Annotated in this window: 13 protein-coding genes and 1 tRNA gene; 4 read left to right on the top strand and 10 right to left on the bottom strand. The window is 64.3% G+C overall.

What is annotated here, in order from left to right:
• Nucleotides 1–93: 93 nt before the first annotated feature.
• Nucleotides 94–1,701: a methyl-accepting chemotaxis protein gene (locus AC57B5_RS14035; RefSeq protein ID WP_428141290.1), complete on the bottom strand. Its 1,608-nt coding sequence runs from the start codon at nucleotides 1,699–1,701 to the stop codon at nucleotides 94–96.
• A 476-nt stretch (nucleotides 1,702–2,177) separates the two neighbouring features.
• Between AC57B5_RS14035 and AC57B5_RS14030 the strand changes: the two genes are divergently transcribed.
• On the top strand, nucleotides 2,178–2,711 hold the full coding sequence (locus AC57B5_RS14030; RefSeq protein ID WP_065346315.1) for a DUF2939 domain-containing protein: 534 nt from the start codon (nucleotides 2,178–2,180) through the stop codon (nucleotides 2,709–2,711).
• A 32-nt stretch (nucleotides 2,712–2,743) separates the two neighbouring features.
• Here the strand turns inward: AC57B5_RS14030 and AC57B5_RS14025 are convergent, their stop codons facing one another.
• The 3 genes from AC57B5_RS14025 to AC57B5_RS14015 form a co-directional block, all read right to left on the bottom strand.
• Nucleotides 2,744–2,968, bottom strand: a complete 225-nt coding sequence (locus AC57B5_RS14025; protein ID WP_012203534.1) for a hypothetical protein — start codon at nucleotides 2,966–2,968, stop codon at nucleotides 2,744–2,746.
• A 21-nt stretch (nucleotides 2,969–2,989) separates the two neighbouring features.
• Nucleotides 2,990–3,613 carry a glutathione transferase gene (gene yfcF / locus AC57B5_RS14020; protein WP_063327144.1) on the bottom strand — a complete coding sequence of 208 codons (624 nt, stop codon included), beginning with the start codon at nucleotides 3,611–3,613 and terminating at the stop codon, nucleotides 2,990–2,992.
• A 109-nt stretch (nucleotides 3,614–3,722) separates the two neighbouring features.
• Entirely contained in the window at nucleotides 3,723–4,061 is a 339-nt protein-coding gene (locus tag AC57B5_RS14015; RefSeq protein ID WP_017405441.1) for a hypothetical protein, read from the bottom strand.
• A gap of 813 nt (nucleotides 4,062–4,874) precedes the next feature.
• Between AC57B5_RS14015 and AC57B5_RS14010 the strand changes: the two genes are divergently transcribed.
• Nucleotides 4,875–6,212: a methyl-accepting chemotaxis protein gene (locus AC57B5_RS14010; protein WP_099734574.1), complete on the top strand. Its 1,338-nt coding sequence runs from the start codon at nucleotides 4,875–4,877 to the stop codon at nucleotides 6,210–6,212.
• 12 nt (nucleotides 6,213–6,224) lie between these two features.
• Here AC57B5_RS14010 and AC57B5_RS14005 read toward each other — a convergent pair whose 3' ends face one another.
• Complete coding sequence (locus tag AC57B5_RS14005; protein WP_454709697.1) at nucleotides 6,225–6,884, bottom strand: hypothetical protein; 660 nt, start codon at nucleotides 6,882–6,884, stop codon at nucleotides 6,225–6,227.
• Nucleotides 6,885–6,991: 107 nt separating this feature from the next.
• Between AC57B5_RS14005 and AC57B5_RS14000 the strand changes: the two genes are divergently transcribed.
• Both AC57B5_RS14000 and AC57B5_RS13995 read left to right on the top strand, forming a co-directional pair.
• Nucleotides 6,992–7,582, top strand: a complete 591-nt coding sequence (locus tag AC57B5_RS14000) for a helix-turn-helix domain-containing protein (RefSeq protein WP_496399761.1) — start codon at nucleotides 6,992–6,994, stop codon at nucleotides 7,580–7,582.
• A 66-nt stretch (nucleotides 7,583–7,648) separates the two neighbouring features.
• Nucleotides 7,649–8,026 carry a hypothetical protein gene (locus AC57B5_RS13995; RefSeq protein ID WP_447916655.1) on the top strand — a complete coding sequence of 126 codons (378 nt, stop codon included), beginning with the start codon at nucleotides 7,649–7,651 and terminating at the stop codon, nucleotides 8,024–8,026.
• A 126-nt stretch (nucleotides 8,027–8,152) separates the two neighbouring features.
• Here AC57B5_RS13995 and AC57B5_RS13990 read toward each other — a convergent pair.
• The 5 genes from AC57B5_RS13990 to AC57B5_RS13970 all read right to left on the bottom strand — a co-directional run bounded on the left by AC57B5_RS13990 (nucleotide 8,153) and on the right by AC57B5_RS13970 (nucleotide 14,928).
• Nucleotides 8,153–8,961 (bottom strand): IS5 family transposase gene (locus AC57B5_RS13990; protein ID WP_496400115.1). Its coding sequence is split into 2 segments (ribosomal slippage): nucleotides 8,153–8,631 and nucleotides 8,631–8,961, totalling 810 coding nucleotides; the frame shifts between segments, so codons are not numbered across the junction.
• Nucleotides 8,962–9,276: 315 nt separating this feature from the next.
• Nucleotides 9,277–9,684 carry a hypothetical protein gene (locus AC57B5_RS13985; RefSeq protein ID WP_496399760.1) on the bottom strand — a complete coding sequence of 136 codons (408 nt, stop codon included), beginning with the start codon at nucleotides 9,682–9,684 and terminating at the stop codon, nucleotides 9,277–9,279.
• On the bottom strand, nucleotides 9,674–10,153 hold the full coding sequence (locus AC57B5_RS13980) for an ImmA/IrrE family metallo-endopeptidase (protein ID WP_496399759.1): 480 nt from the start codon (nucleotides 10,151–10,153) through the stop codon (nucleotides 9,674–9,676). The genes AC57B5_RS13985 and AC57B5_RS13980 overlap by 11 nt, the downstream gene beginning before the upstream one ends.
• A gap of 288 nt (nucleotides 10,154–10,441) precedes the next feature.
• A tRNA-Arg gene (locus tag AC57B5_RS13975) sits at nucleotides 10,442–10,516 on the bottom strand.
• 77 nt (nucleotides 10,517–10,593) lie between these two features.
• Nucleotides 10,594–14,928 carry a translocation/assembly module TamB domain-containing protein gene (locus tag AC57B5_RS13970; protein WP_496399758.1) on the bottom strand — a complete coding sequence of 1,445 codons (4,335 nt, stop codon included), beginning with the start codon at nucleotides 14,926–14,928 and terminating at the stop codon, nucleotides 10,594–10,596.
• Nucleotide 14,929: the final 1 nt, after the last annotated feature.

Raw genomic sequence — 14,929 nt, 5'->3', positions numbered from 1 at the left:
CAGCCGCAGGCCTGGCCCGGCGGCCAAGACCTGTTGCTGCCTTGCTCCGGCCTGTCTCGCTGCTTCTCGCGCGCGCTCTTTTTTCTTTCCGCCTCAGCCTGCTGCCAGCATGGGCTGCCTGCGCTGCAGCTCCACGGCGGCATGCTGATGGCCGCTTGCCGCCTCCAGCTTGAAGGCGCCCACCGTGCGCACCAGGTCGCCGGCCTGGCCGCGCAGGCTGGAGGCGGCGGCGGCCATCTCCTCCACCAGTGCCGAGTTCTGCTGCGTGGCCTGGTCCATCTGCGTGACCGCCTGGCCGATCTGGGCCACGCCCGAGCTTTGCTCGGAACTGGCGGCGCTGATCTCGCCCATCAGATCCGTCACGCGGCGTATGGCGTCCACCACCTCGGCCATGGTCGTGCCGGCCTGGTCGGCCAGCGCGCTGCCGTTGTGCACGCGGCTGGCGCTGTCGGTGATCAGTTGCTTGATCTGCTTGGCGGCCTCGGCACTGCGGCTGGCCAGGCCGCGCACCTCGGTGGCCACCACGGCAAAGCCCCGGCCCTGTTCGCCCGCACGCGCGGCTTCCACGGCCGCGTTCAGCGCCAGGATATTGGTCTGGAAGGCAATGCCGTCGATCACATTGATGATGTCGGCGATCTGCCGGCTGGAATCACTGATGCCGCGCATGGTGTCCACCACCTGCCGCACGACCTCGCCGCCCTGCTCGGCCACGGTGGAGGCACCCAGCGCCAGCTGGTTGGCCATCTGCGCGTTGTCGGCGTTCTGGCGCACGGTGGAGCTGAGCTGCTCCATGGAGGCGGCCGTCTGCTGCAGGGCGCTGGCCTGGCTTTCCGTGCGTGAGGACAGGTCCTGGTTGGCCTGCGCGATCTGCCCGCTGGCAGCTGCCACGCTGACCGATCCCTGGTGCACCTGGCGCACCACGCCACGCAGCCCCTCCTGCATGGTCTGCAGCGCGCGCAGCAGCATGGACACCTCGTCCTTGCCGCGCACATCGATGTGCCGTGTCAGGTCGCCCGCCGCCACGGCATCGGCCGTATGGATGGCCAGGCGCAGCGACCGCGCCATGTTGCGGATGATGGACCAGCCCAGCAGCACCCCGAGCAGCACGCCCGCGATGATGGAGCCCACGGCCACCGCAAAGATCACCTGGTAGAGCGACTGCGCGGCGTCGTATTCCTCCTTGGCGACGCGGGTCTGCAGCGCGGTCAGCTGCACGATCACATCACGCAGCGGCGCGTACAGGGCCTCGTCCTTGTCGATCAGCAGCTGCCGGGCCAGCTCCAGGTCGCCGGACTGCAGCGCCTGCTGGGCCGGCTTCAGAAAGCCCTGCAGGAACAGCGCGCGCACGGCCTCGAAGCGGTCGGCCAGCTGCTCCTCTTCCTCGGTCATCCGGGTCTGGCGGAACGAGGCCCAGGCCTTGTTCACGTCGTTGATGTTGATCTGTATCTCCTGCTGCTTTTGCTGCGTGTATTCGGGCAGGTGCACGGCAATGGCGCCCGAGACCGCATGGCGGTTGCGCAGCAGCAGGCGCTGCACTTCCAGCAGATCGCCCAGTGCGACCAGGCGCTCTTCATAGACCACCTTGAATCGGCGGTTGGACTCGCTGATTCCATATAGCCCAAAAGCGCCGATCACGATCATGAGCAGTGAGAGAAAACCAATCAAGGCGGTCAGGCGAGTCGATAACTTGAAATTATTCATACTGCGTCCTTTGCATGCATTGCGGATGGTTGGTGGGTACTTGCGTTGTCAGGCCGCCCCGTGATGACTCGTATCTCTCACAACGAACTCGGTAATGAAAATGAGATTTCATTAACGGGAAATGCCCGGTCTGCACAAATGCTCACAGGCATCCGGAAACGGCGATGCTGGCTTGCCGATGGCCTGCGTGGCCAATGGCGATCCATGTTGTATTGGTTTGTAAACTATTTGTTACAAACTATAGTATGAATCGAATGGGCCAGGCAATACCAGTTTTTCAGGCATTGGCCTTGGCCTGATAGGGGCTCTCTGCGTATTGCTTCGCTATTGTTTCGCTATGAAAAATACAGGCGGCAACGGCCCTGGCAGTGGCTGCGGCGCCGAACGGCCCGCCTAGAATCCGCCTTTATGCGCTGTGCATACGCGTTCATCCGCGCTTGCGCGAGGCCCCTGGCCTGCCTTCACGAAAGAGATCCATGAAACCCAAAACCCTTGCCCGCGCGCTGGCCGCCCTCTGCGTGGCTGCGGCCGGACTGCTCTACGCATCGCCCTACATCGCCCTGCACCAGATCGGCAAGGCCGTGGAGCGCCGCGACGCCCAGGCCCTGTCCGGCTACGTGGACTTCCCCGCGCTGCGCGAAAGCATCAAGGGCCAGATGATGGCCAGGCTGCAGTCCCAGATGGGCGGCTCGGGCGACAGCGCCTCCAACCCCCTGGCCGGCTTTGGCCAGCAACTGGCCCAGGGCCTGGTCAGCCAGTTCACCGAGGCGCTGGTCTCGCCCGACGGCGTCATGCTCATGCTGGAAAAAGGCAAGCCCGGCAAACCCACGGACGTGGCCGCCGCAGGCGTGGGCGTGGACACCCAGGGCGGGCCGCCGCGCAAGGACTACTCCGTGGAGTACCAGGGCTGGTCCAAGGTCTTCGTGCACCCGCGCGGCGAGCCGGGCGGCTTCATCTTCAGGCGCGAAGGCCTGATGGGGTGGAAGCTGGTGGCCGTGAAGATGGATTGAGGGGCGCGGGCAGGCGCCAGCACCCTGGCGCCTCAGCCTTGATGCAGCACCTTCATCACATGGCGCTTGCCCAGCCGCAGCGCGCGGGCATCGGCCTCTGGCTGCGTATCGCAGGGCTGGTCATCGGTGACGGCCTCCAGGGCCTTGCCGCTGGCCACCTCCAGCAAGGTGGCGCGCGGCAGCCAGGCGCCTGGCGAGGCATCGCTGGGCAGTGATGCGGGCGTGATCCGCACGCCCATGTAGAGAAGGCTGTCCATGGCCTGCCGTATCCGTTCGGATCAGCCTGCCAGGGGCGGGCGGGGCAGGGCCAGCCACTGCTGGACGGCGGGGTGTTGCCACTGCCGGCGCGCATAGGCGGCCAGCGGCGCAGGCACGGCATCGCCGTTGAGCACCAGGCGGTTGAGCATCAGCGCCAGATCCACATCGGCAATCGACCACGGGCCGGCGATGTGGTCATCTTCCGAGCGGATGAAGGCACCGGCCACCGAAAACAGCTTGCGCGCCGCAGCCTGGCCCGCATCCGACAGCGGCGTGGGCGTGGGGCGGTAGAACACCACTTCGGTGCTGCGCTCCGAGCGCAAGGCCATCAGATCGCTGCGCAGCCAGGCCTGGACCTGGCGTACACGGGCACGCGCCTGCGCATCCTGGGGGTAGAGCGGGGCGCCGCCAAAGCGGTCCTGCAGGTACTCGCAAATCGCCGAAGACTCCGACAGGCTGAACTCACCATCCACCAGCGTGGGAACCCGTGCCGTCAGCGACGCGGCCACATAGTCCGCCCCGGTGTTCTGTCCCGCCGAAAGGTCCAGCGTGCGCAACTCGAAGTCAATCCCCTTGACCTTCAGCGCAACGAATACGGACATGGCATAGGGAGAGGCGAATTGCGAATCGGCGTACAGCAGCATGAGGGCCTTTCGGGGAAACTGCATGGGGATTGGGGCACCGATGGTAGCCGAGTGGGCAGCCGGATGGCCGGGCCGGCCATGCCTCGGCCCAAGCCCCGCAGTCCCAGGATCACACCTTCAGCGACCGCTCGATATCCGTCAGCTTGTAGCGGGCCAAGGCGAGGTTGCCACGGGCCTTGTCCAGCACCAGGTAGAGAAACAGCCCGGGGCTGTTGGGGATGAGGCGGATCAAATGGTATTGGTCGCCCAGGGTGATCAGAATATCTTCGATGCCCTTGCGCAGTCCCAGCGACTCCATGGTCTTGAGCTTGGCCCGCACCACCTGGGTATTGCCTGCCGCAGCAAGCTCCAGATCCACGCCGCTGCCCGCCTGGGCCAGGCACATCCCGCTTTGATGGTCCACCAGGGCCGCTGCCATGGCGCCTTCGATGGAAATAATGGATTGCATGGATTGGGATAGATTGCTTGACATTGAAACTTCTCTTTTTCTGAAATCGGTGTTGCCACCGGATGAAAATCGGGCTAAGAGCTTCTGCAGCTCTTCGATCAAAACAAACCAAAGTGTTTCTGAACTGCTGTCCGGTAATCGGTAAAGCTGAATGGATTCATGGTGCGGCATCAGCATTTGCTTGAGCGCTATTTCTTCCATGATGGCGCTTGGCATCAGAAAAATGCGTACGCAACGCACGGCCTCATTCAATGCTCTTTGAAACAACTCCCTGGCCTGATGCACGGCGCCGGGGCCGATCAGCAGCACCAGGGCGCTCGGCGCCGAGGGCTCGCACAGCGGCTCATCCCGCCCCGGCGGTCCGCCCCAGTCGATGACAGGGGCGCTTTCCGAGTCCGCCAGCCTCACGGCAACCCGTGGCTTGCCGGGGGCGTAGGCCACGCCCAGCTTGGCCAGGGCGCGGCCGCCCAGGCTGGAAGTCAAATCGATCACCCGAACGCCACAAGACATTTTTCAAGCACACAAGACAGAGGACGCCGCCAGGCGACGGAATGCTGCGAACTCTATATCAATTAGTTACATGTGTTTCTTGCTGCTTGAAAGACTTGGGCCAGAAAAGGGAATTGGATGCCTTGAGAAAATGCAAACAATTGTGAATTGAAGAGGAGTTTTTTTATTTCTGTAGGCGTCTTCTGACAGAAAGTGCACGTCAATGCGAAGGACGCAGAAAATAGCAAACAGATACAATCGTTGCCAGACCAGCCCATTGTCGGGCGCAAATCACCCATTCAGCGCTGAATAACAAGGGCTCCCATGCGCGGCATCCGCTCCATCCTGTCCAGGCTCGGCCTGCGTTCCGATTCCCCAAGCTCCCAACTGAAGGCCTTGTACAGCACCCAGGCCGTCATCGAGCTCGATCCCCAGGGCCACATCCTCTTTGCCAACGCGCAGTTTCTGGACCTCATGGGCTATGAGCTGGACGAGCTGCGCGGGCAGCACCACCGCATCTTCCTGGACCCGGCGGATGCGCAGGCTCGGGACTATCGGGACTTCTGGGCACGGCTTGCGCGCGGGCAAGCCTTTGTGGGCCGGTGCCGGCGCATCGACCGCCAGGGGCGGGAGGTCTGGCTGCAGGCCAACTACAGCCCCGTGCTCGACAGCCGTGGACAGGTGCTGCGGGTCGTCAAGTACGCCATGGATATCTCGGCCGAAGTGCTGCGCGACGCCGAAGCCAGCAGCCAGCTGGCGGCGGTAGGCAGGGCCCAGGCCGTGATCGAGTTCGGCCTGGACGGCAGCATCCTGCGCTGCAACCGCAATTTTCTGCAGGCCATGGGCTATGCGTCCGAAGACGAGCTGGTCGGCCGGCACCACAGCATGTTCGTGGCCCCGCAGGAGCGCAGCTCGGCCGAGTACGCGGCCTTCTGGGCGCACCTGTCGCAGGGCAAGCACTACCGGGGCCAGTTCCGGCGCATAGGGCGCCTGGGCAACGATGTCTGGATCGAGGCCAACTACAGCCCCGTGCTCAACCAGTCCGGCCAGCCCTTCAAGGTGGTGAAGTACGCCACCGACATCACGCAGCGCTACGAGGCCACGCGCCTGGTGCAATCGGCTTTCGAGCAACTGCAGCAACTGGTGCGCGACAGCGCTGCCCAGGCGCATGACGCGCATGCCCAGGCGAGGGACGTGACGCGCATTGCCCAGCGCGGCGACGTGGCCCTGGACAGTGCGGTCGACGCCATGTCCAGCATCTCCAGCAACTCCCGGCGCATTGGCGAGATGGTGGGCCTGATCGATGGCATTGCCTTCCAGACCAATCTGCTGGCGCTCAACGCCGCTGTCGAAGCCGCGCGTGCGGGCGAGCAGGGGCGCGGGTTCGGTGTCGTGGCCGGCGAAGTGCGCAGCCTGGCCCAGCGCTGCGCCGAGGCCGCCAGGGAGGTCAAATCCGTCATCGGCGCGTCTGCGGCCAGCGTGCAACTGGGCTTCGAGCGTGTGAATGAATCGGGCGACATGATGAAGCAGATGCGCGCGGCTGCCGTGAATGCCAGCGACATCATGGACACCATCATCCAGGCCTCGCAGGCGCAGGACACGCGCCTGGGCGAGGTGCGCGAAGCCGTGCTGAGGCTGGAGAACGTCGTCGTCCAGAGCTGAGCCGCGCCCCGCTCATCCCAGGCGGCCCATGCCGCCTTCAAAGATATGGCGCACGTCGCGCAGGACCGGCGAGCCCCAGCCATCACGGTGCTCGCCATGCAGGGCGGCGGCCACGAAAACGATCTCCGTCAGCTGCGCAATGCGCGCCGCCATGCCGTGCGCCACGACATGGGTCTCCATATCCTGGCGGTGGCCCATCTGCATCAGCGCCTGTGCCAACTGCTGGGCCTCGTAATTGGCCTCGCGGGCCAGTTCGCGCCACTGCGATGGCGTTGCGCCGGTGTCCAGCCTGGCTTGCAATTCGTGCAGCGTGGTGCGTGGAAACACGATCCCGTCCACCGGCGTCTCTGATATCTGCGCCAGCGCCTGGGCCGCTTCTGCCAGCAGGCGAGTGCGTGGGCCGGACTCCGCATCGCCGGGCACCAACCGCGCAGAATTGATGCAGGCGGCCACATCGAACGCCGTGTTCTGCAGATCGCACGTCGAGCCGGGCTTGGCCGCGTGGCGTGCCACATCGCTGGCAATGCGCAGCAGGCGGTCGGATTCCCCGCTGTGCCGGTGCGTCTCATCGGTCATCGCGGCCTGCTTGAGTGCTTCAGCGGCCTGCAGGAACAGCGCGCGGTCCGCCTTGGCGAGCTTCTTGCGCGATGGTTTTGCGGCAGCGTGCTTCATGGACCTCCTTCGTGCAACGTACAGGCGCAGCAAAGGAGCCGCCTGAGGGGTCAGGTAGTATTTGGAGTCAAGGTCTACAAGGTATATCGACTATCACACGGAAATCCGTGGTCGTCAACAAGATGAATGCAGAAATCCGTGTAATTTTTGGTGAGCGCCTTCGTCAAGAACGCGATCGTCTTGGCCTGTCTCAAGCGGACATGGCCGAGTTGGGCGGCACCAAAACGCGCACTTATCAGGACTGGGAGCGTGACGTGGCAACCGTCAGCGCCGAGTTTCTTGCACGGATTTCTGCGCATGGCCTGGACATTTCATTTGTTCTGACCGGCCTCCGCTCGTTTGACCCGAACGCCATCCAGCATGAGCGCCCTGAACCTACCCTCGCCGCCCGCCTGCAACAGGAGCGCCAGCGCCTGAACCTCAGCGAAGCCGAACTGGCCCGCAAGGCCGGCCAAGCCAAACAGGTCCTGCAGCAATTCGAGTCCGGCGCCCTCGTCCCCGACGCCACTGCGCTGCAGCAACTGCACCTTGCCGGTGTCGATATCGGCTACGTGCTGCTGTCCCTGCGCTCCCATGCGCCCGACGCCGATGTGCAGGCACTGCTGGCGCATTACGGCAAGGCGACGGACGCTGGGCGTGCGCTGGTGCGAGGGGTGGCGGAGCTGGCCGGGCGGGCGGGAATGGAGGGCGTTGCTTAGTCGCCATTCGGATGCGGTTCACGAAGCCATGGCTGCCAGCACGTAATCCGGTCCAGGTACCAGGATATGCAGAAACCGCCATCGGGGCGGTTTTTGTATTTCAAGAATATTTTCGAGAGCGTGTGTGCGTGGCTCCCTCTTGCAACGCTCGCAACCTTCAGTCCACATGCATTTGTGTACCATCTGGCCCAACTTCATTGGGGGCAGGCTGTGGTGGCAAGACTGGCAATCGCTATTTGGTGGTTTGGTGTGGTCGTCGGTGTCGGCGGTGCCTTGGCTGGGATGGCCCTGGGCGCTGTCGAGGTTCTGGTGAACCACGAAGAGCCCTGGGTCTTTTGGGGATACGGCGTGGGTGCCATCTGGTCATTGGTAACGGCTGTGACCTTCATGGGAATCAGCTATGTGCTGGGTGGTTCTTTCTGGAAGCCGCCGAAGGCTGATTGATGGCTTTTCGACAGCCATTGCTTGGCCCGCTCAGGCCGAACTAGCTGCAAGCTACTCAAGGAGAATCAGCGTTGCCTGCGTCTGGCCCGCCGGCGCCCTCTGACCGGCCGACCCCAATAAGAGTGGCTAACACCACCGATCCACGAAGCGCGCACAGATGATTGCCGCGGCCAGTTTCAGCAGCGCTTCGTGGATATCCAGTCGTCTTTCAAAGCGGATTCGCAGCTTGCCAAAGCCTGCAAACCAGCTGTGCGTCCTCTCCACCACCCACCGGTGTTTGCGCAGCCGCTCGCTGCTCTCAATGCCTCGTCTAGCAATCCGGCCAATGATGCCCCGCTGCCTCAGGTGGGCTCGGCATCGCTTGAAGTCGTAGCCTTTGTCGGCGTGCAGCTTTGCCGGTCTTCTACGGGGACGTCCTGGCAGGCCTGCAATCGCAGGAATCGCGTCCACGCACCTCTCGAACATCTTGGAGTCGTGCCGGTTCGCGCCGCTAACCAAGATCACCAGCGGGATGCCTCTGGCATCTACAACGATGTGTCGCTTGGAGCCGAGCTTGCCTCTGTCCGTCGGGTTGGGCCCCGTTTCCTGGCCCCCCGGGGGCTTGGTACCGAGGAGCCATCAATGCTGCCTCGGCTCCAATCGATCTGGTCATGTTCACGCAAGCGAGTCAGCATGGCCTGGTGCAACTGTTCCCACACACCAGCGGCATTCCAGTCGCGCAGGCGCCGCCAGCAAGTCATGCCGCTACCGTACCCAAGAGATTGGGGAAGGTCTTCCCATGGAATGCCTGTTTGCAGCACGAACAGGATGCCGTTGAGAGCGGCTTCATCGCTGACTGCGAGCTTGCGGGCACCACCTTTGGCGGAAGGTACGAAGGCTGGGATGAGAGGTTGTGGCTGTCGCCACAGTTCTTTGCTTACGGGTCGTCGTGCCATGAGGGCAGCGAGCATAACGCTCTGCGGGGGGGCTTCTGACCAAGTGGTGTTAGCCGCTCTAAATGTGTGGCTTTTGACGGCCCCCCACGACCGGGGCCCGTGCCAAGCGCGGCGGGGCCTGCACAGCGATGTGTTCGGCATTTCATGTGATGGGATTTGACGGAGAAACGCGGGTTTTGACGGTTTCACCAGGTGCCTGCGGAAATCACTATCGCGGGAGGCCAGAAGCGACAAGGCCCGTGAGGACTAAATTTGTCCGCACGGGCCTCGGCGATACGAGATTACTGAATTATCTTAGGTGTTAGGTGTTAGGTGTTAGGTGTTAGGGGTTGTGCCCTTTGTAAGGGCGTCTACCCCTTTCTTCATTACCTCTTTGTAAAAATCCACAAGAGGTAAGCCTGTGGTGGCATCTTTGTCACTACTCTGCTGTTTAAAAACACCTCGCATTAAACCCACTAAAAGAACCGTGGGAGGAATGACGAACGCTGCTATAAGCAAAGATGCATGCCAGTGTAATTCTTTATTCTCTGCCTTTGAGAGAATATGTATCATACACCCTCCAAAAACTATTGCAGAAAGGAAAAGAATTACTGACAGTGCAATGATTGAATAAAAAGTCGATTGTCTAAGGTTGTGAAACTGTTGATGCTCAATTAGGCCTAGTCCTACTTTTTGTCGTTCATCGTCCGGCAGCTGGCCAGATGAAAAATCTTCACCAGTCATTGAGCATTTCCAAGTTAATGAGGCGCCATTTCATGGCGACCTCAGATACACCAAACAACCTAGACAATGAGAATACTGAAGTGTACCCGCGCTCCCCAATAGCAAAATTCAGCATTCTTTCGGGCATCAAAAGTTCGGCGGCAAAATGATTTGCCTCTCTTTCGACTGGCTTGAAAACACCAGTTGAAAAATTAGAGCTCTCGTCACGAAGCAATTTATTGGTTTGATTGACATGTTTTAGAGCGAAATGCCCTATTTCATGAGCAATGGTAAATCTTTGGCGGTTGGGATGCTCGTTGTCATTAATGGTGATCGTAACTTCTTTTCCATTTGAAATCTCGATCATTCCGCTTTCGGAAAGGAAATAGCTTTTTCTTACTTTAATCCCTAGCCTTTTTGCAATATCAAAAACGTCAACTGGTAGCTTACCGTCCCAATATTTATCAAGTATTTTTTGTGCTTCTGACATATTAAGCTCCTAAATTAAGGGCATCAATAGCCAAATGTGCCGATATACCCTGCCTCTAGACATGAAAACTAAATTTTTCATTCATGCTCCCTTGCTAATTTGGGATCGCTGCAGGGGGATCAAGAGGTTGCTGCAAGCTTAGCAGCTATGCCTGCTAAGTTTGAGTGTCGAATCCTACCGCTGCATGTCAGCGCGGCTCCGACATAAAAATAGAGGGAGCCCATCAGCTCGGTTTTGTCCCACTGTTGTCCCGGTTAAGAAATAAATCTTTATAAATCAACAACTTGGTGGTCCCTCCGACAGGAATCGAACCTGTATCTGGCGCTTAGGAGGCGCCCGTTCTATCCATTGAACTACGGAGAGGAGCAAACGGCGATTGTAAACCCACGCCGGACCCGCCCCGCGCACCGCGGGGCGGGCGGCACGCGGGGCGCTGTGCGTCAGTCCTTGCGCACGGTGTAGATCAGGTCCAGCGCGCTGGTTTCCCCGGTCTGGCCGCGCAGGGTGAGGCGGCGCGAGAGGTCGTAGAAGATGTACAGCGTGCCCATGGCGCCCGAGAGGCTTTGCTCGTAGGTGACGTAGAGATCGCTGGACAGGCGCTTGCCCAGGGTGAGGGCGGCGCCGGTGGAGCCTTCGCCGCCCGGTCCCTTGAAGCCGATTTCGTCCAGGCCCAGGTTGCTGGCGATCTTGCCGCTGTTGTTGCGCCCGCCGCTGAGCAGGGACAGCGCGGCCTGCTGGAGCAGGGCGCTTTCGGCGCCGCCCGTGGCGGGGTCACGGCCCATGACCACCCAGGAGAGCTTTTCGGCATCGGGCATTTCGGGGTCGGAGTACAGGCGCACGCGCGGGGCGTTGGCCGTGCCCTGCACCTGCACGCCTGCGCGCACGGCGATGTTCGGGCGCAGCGCCAGGATGTCCAGCGAGGGGTTGGCGTAGGGGCCGTTGAAGCGGATGAGGCCGGTCTCCACGTCCAGCGACTGGCCCCAGGCGCGGTAGCGGCCCTGCACGGTGCGGATCTCGCCCGTGATGCGCGGCGGGCCGCCCGCCACGGTGGGGCCTTGCACTTCCAGCGCGCCTTCCAGGCGGGTGGTGATGCCGTAGCCCTGCAGCGCGAAGTCGCGGCCCAGGTCGAGCTTGACGAGGATGTCGGGCAGCTTGATGGTTTCCGCGCGGGCCTGGGCCTTGCGGTCGGCCTGCTGCTGTTTGCGCGCCGCTTCCTGCTCGGCCTTGCGCGAGGCGGCCGAGTGCACGACCACGTCGGAGTCCAGCGAGGGGGCGGATTCCTCGGGCAGGATGATGGTGGCGCGGTCGGTGGTGAGGTCGCCGCGCAGCGTGAACTGCCCTTGCTCCAGCTTGGCCTGCAGGCCGCCGGAGATGCTGACCTGGCGGTCTGCGCGCACCAGCACCTGCAGCCTGGTGGCCTGGGCGCGCAGGTCCATGCTCAGGCCGGAGTTGCTGCCATCGGCATTGGGCGGGTCCCAGCGCACGAAGCCCGAGCCCGTGAGTTCGCCGCCTTCGCGCGGGGCCGTGGTGAGGTTGCCGCTGTAGCCCAGGATGCGCGCATTGCTGCCGCGCCCGCCCTGCATGCGCAGTTCGGTCAGGTCCAGCCGGTTGCCTTGCAGGCGGGCGCGCAGCACGCCGTTTTGCAGGTCGATGCCGTCCAGCGCGGACAGGATGCTCAGGCCGTCGGCCGAGAGATTGCCCTGCCACTGCGGGTTCTGGCGGTCGCCGCTGATCTCGGCCTTGGCCTGCAGCGAGCCGGTGACGCGCCAGCCGGGCGGGGCGAACAGCGCCCAGATGCCGATGTCGGGCATGCGGGCGTCGATCTGGCCGGACAGCGGGGCCTTCTCGGGCCAGGTCCAGGTGCCGTCCTGCTGGGCCAGGCGCGTGCCCAGCTGGGCGGTCAGGGTGCCGGCGCGTTCGCTGTCCCAATCGAGCTTGGCCTGCACGTCGTCGCCCTGGGCACGCACGCTCAGGCGGGCTTGCTTGATGTGGGCGCGCATGCCGGCGCCGCGCACGGTATGCGTGCGCACTTCGCCGGGCTTGCTGGAGCGCGGGCCGGTGGTGTGGATGACGGTGGTGCCCGAGCCGTCTTCCACGGCCAGGCGCAGGTCGCCCGCGGCACGCTCGACCAGCAGTTCGGCCTTGAGCGCGGGGCCGGTGGTGTCCAGGTCCCAGCGGGCGTTGAAGCTCAGGTCGCCGCTCAGGCCCATGGCGGCCAGCGGGGGCTCCTCGGCCATGGAAAGGGCATCGACCCAGGCCAGCGGCAGGGCCTGGGCGCGGCCGGTGCTGCGCAGGGCCCAGCGGCCGTCGCCGCCCTGGGTGGCGCGGGTGTCGTCCCAGGCCAGCAGCACGGGCTGCGGCGCCTCGGCATTGGCGCGGCGCTGGGCCAGCGTGGGCGGCGTGACCTGCAGGCTGCCGGCCGACGCCGTGAACGTGGTGGACAGTACGGTACGGCCCGTGGTGCGCTGGGCGATCTGCACGGGCTGCTTGCCTGCCAGTTGCAACTGCCAGGGGCCGGGCAGGTCCTGGCCCGGATTCAGCCGTGCCTGCAGCCTGTCAATGCTGGCCTGCCAGTCCAGGGGCGCGGCACCGCGCGCCGTGGCAAGGCCTGCCTGCAGGGCCGTGTCGATCTGCGCGGTCTGCGTGCCACGCTTCGCCTGGCCGGTGAGGGTCAGGCTGGCCTGCTCGGGCGAGCCCTTGAGGGCCAGGCGCAGCTCGGGCAGCTCCAGCGCCTGCTCGGGCGGCGTGTTGGCGGGCAGGTAGCGCAGCTTGGCGGCCTGCAGGTCGGCCTGCAGTTGCAGGCCGCTGGCGGGAAGCGGGTCGCCCACGGCGGCCTTCATGCGCTTTTGCAGTGCGCCCCATCCGCCGCGCCAGCTGGCGTCCAGCTGGGCCTGGCCTTCGATCAGGGCGCCGGCCAGCGGGTCCTTCATGCCGGGCAGCTTGCGCAGCCATTGCGTGAGGGCGGTGAGTGACGACAGCTTGAGCTGGCTGCTGCCCTGGCCTGCGGCGGGGCTGATGTGGCCGTCCAGCGAGAGCTCGGCGCCGGGCAGCTCGGCCTTCAGCACGGTCTGCAGTTTTTGCTGTTCGGTGTCGAACTGCAGGCTGCGGCTGCGCACCGACGCCTGCAGCGCATCAAGCTGCAGGTTCTCCAGCGAGAGCACGGGCTGGGCCCAGCGGCCCTTGGTGGCGAGTTTCTCTATGCGCAGGGGCTGGCGCTTGCCGCCCGCGGGCGCGGCTGCGGCCTGGATGTCCACGCTGAAGTCCACCTGCTGCTCGGCCGTGGTGCTGGCGCGCAGCTCGCCCTGCAGCGGTGCGGCTTCCAGGATGCTGTAGAGCGCGGCGGGATCCAGGCGCTGGACCTTGGCCTGGCCTTCGAAGACCTTGGTGGCGGGCTCGAAGCGGCCCTGGGCGTCGATGCTGCCCGAGCCTATGGCGATCTGCGCCTGCTCCAGCAGCCACTGCTGGCCGTCATAGCGCACCGCGGCCTCGATCTGGTCCAGCGGCAGGCGCTGGCGGTCCCAGGGGCCGGGCATGGCGTTGTTCAGGCGTGTCGTCAGCTGCCAGGCGGTGGTGGCGATGGCCGAGCCTGGTGCCTGGTCCGATGCCTGTTCCGTGGCGGGTGCCTGGGCTGTATCAGCTGCCTTGCCATCCGGCCCGGCCTGCAATTCGCCGCTGATGCGGGTGCGCGGTCCCTGGGGCCAGAAGGCGGCGATGTCGATCTGGCTGAGCTGGGCGCGCGCGGTCTGCAGCGGCTGGGGCTGCCAGGGCCGGATGCTGGCCTCGATGTCCGCATGCATGGGTTCGGACACGGGGGCGGCTTCCTTGCGCTCCCTGGCCTTGCCGTTCTTGCCATCGGCCCTGGCGGATTTCTGTACGGCGGGAGGGGGAGGCGTTTCCTCGGACACCGTCCCGGGCTTGGCATCAACCTGGAGCTTGATGCCCAGTTGCGCAGCGGCGGTGGCCAGGGTGCCGTCGATCTGTGCCTTGGCCTGCACGGCCAGCGGTGCAGGCTTGGGGGCCTTGGCCGTGGAGGCCTCGTCGTCCGAAGCCAGGGCCGGCGCCTGCAGGTCGCCCTGCAGCTCGGCCTGGATGGCCATGGGCGCACGGGCCTGCAGGCGCAGCCTGGCCTGGTAGTTGCCATCGGCCCATTGCAGGTCGCGCACGTCCAGCTGGTGCTCGCTGCCGTCGTAGACGTAGTGGCCTTGCAGGCCCAGCACCTCGGCCTGGGGCGGGCCTTGCCAGACGATGCGTTCCACATGGAAGGGCACGTCGATCTTCACGGGCAGCACGAGCTGCTGCAGCGGCTCGACGGGTTTCTTGTCCTCGGGGTCGGGCGTGCTGGCAATGTTCAGCTCGGCGATGCGCACTTCGCCCAGGCGCACGGTGCGCGACAGCAGGGGGCGCAATTGCCAGCCGATGGTGGCGTCGCGCAGCTCCACCTTCATGGTGGGGCTTTGCCATTGCAGCCAGCCGATGCGCCCGCCCTGGCGCACGGTGCCGGTGACTTCCTTGGCCTGCAGGCTCTGGCCTGCGGGCAGCCAGCCGGCCACGCGCTGCAGGGTGTAGGCCAGCGAATCGGCGCGGCCGGCCCACCACCAGGCGGAGCCCAGCAGGGCGGCCAGCAGCAGGACCAGGACCAGGAAGAACCAGAGCAGGGCGCGCAGCCAGCGGCGGCGGCGGGGCGCGGGCGGGGGCGCCGGCGGGGAAGGGGACGCCTGGGGGCTTTGATCTGGCGCGGCGGAGGAGGCAGGGGTATTCAAGCGGGAATCCACCATG

This window comes from Delftia sp. BGA-UO-ETr-SB1 (genome assembly GCF_059567865.1).
Note: the sequence above shows the minus strand (reverse complement) of the source record. Positions and strands in the feature narration are given on the sequence as shown.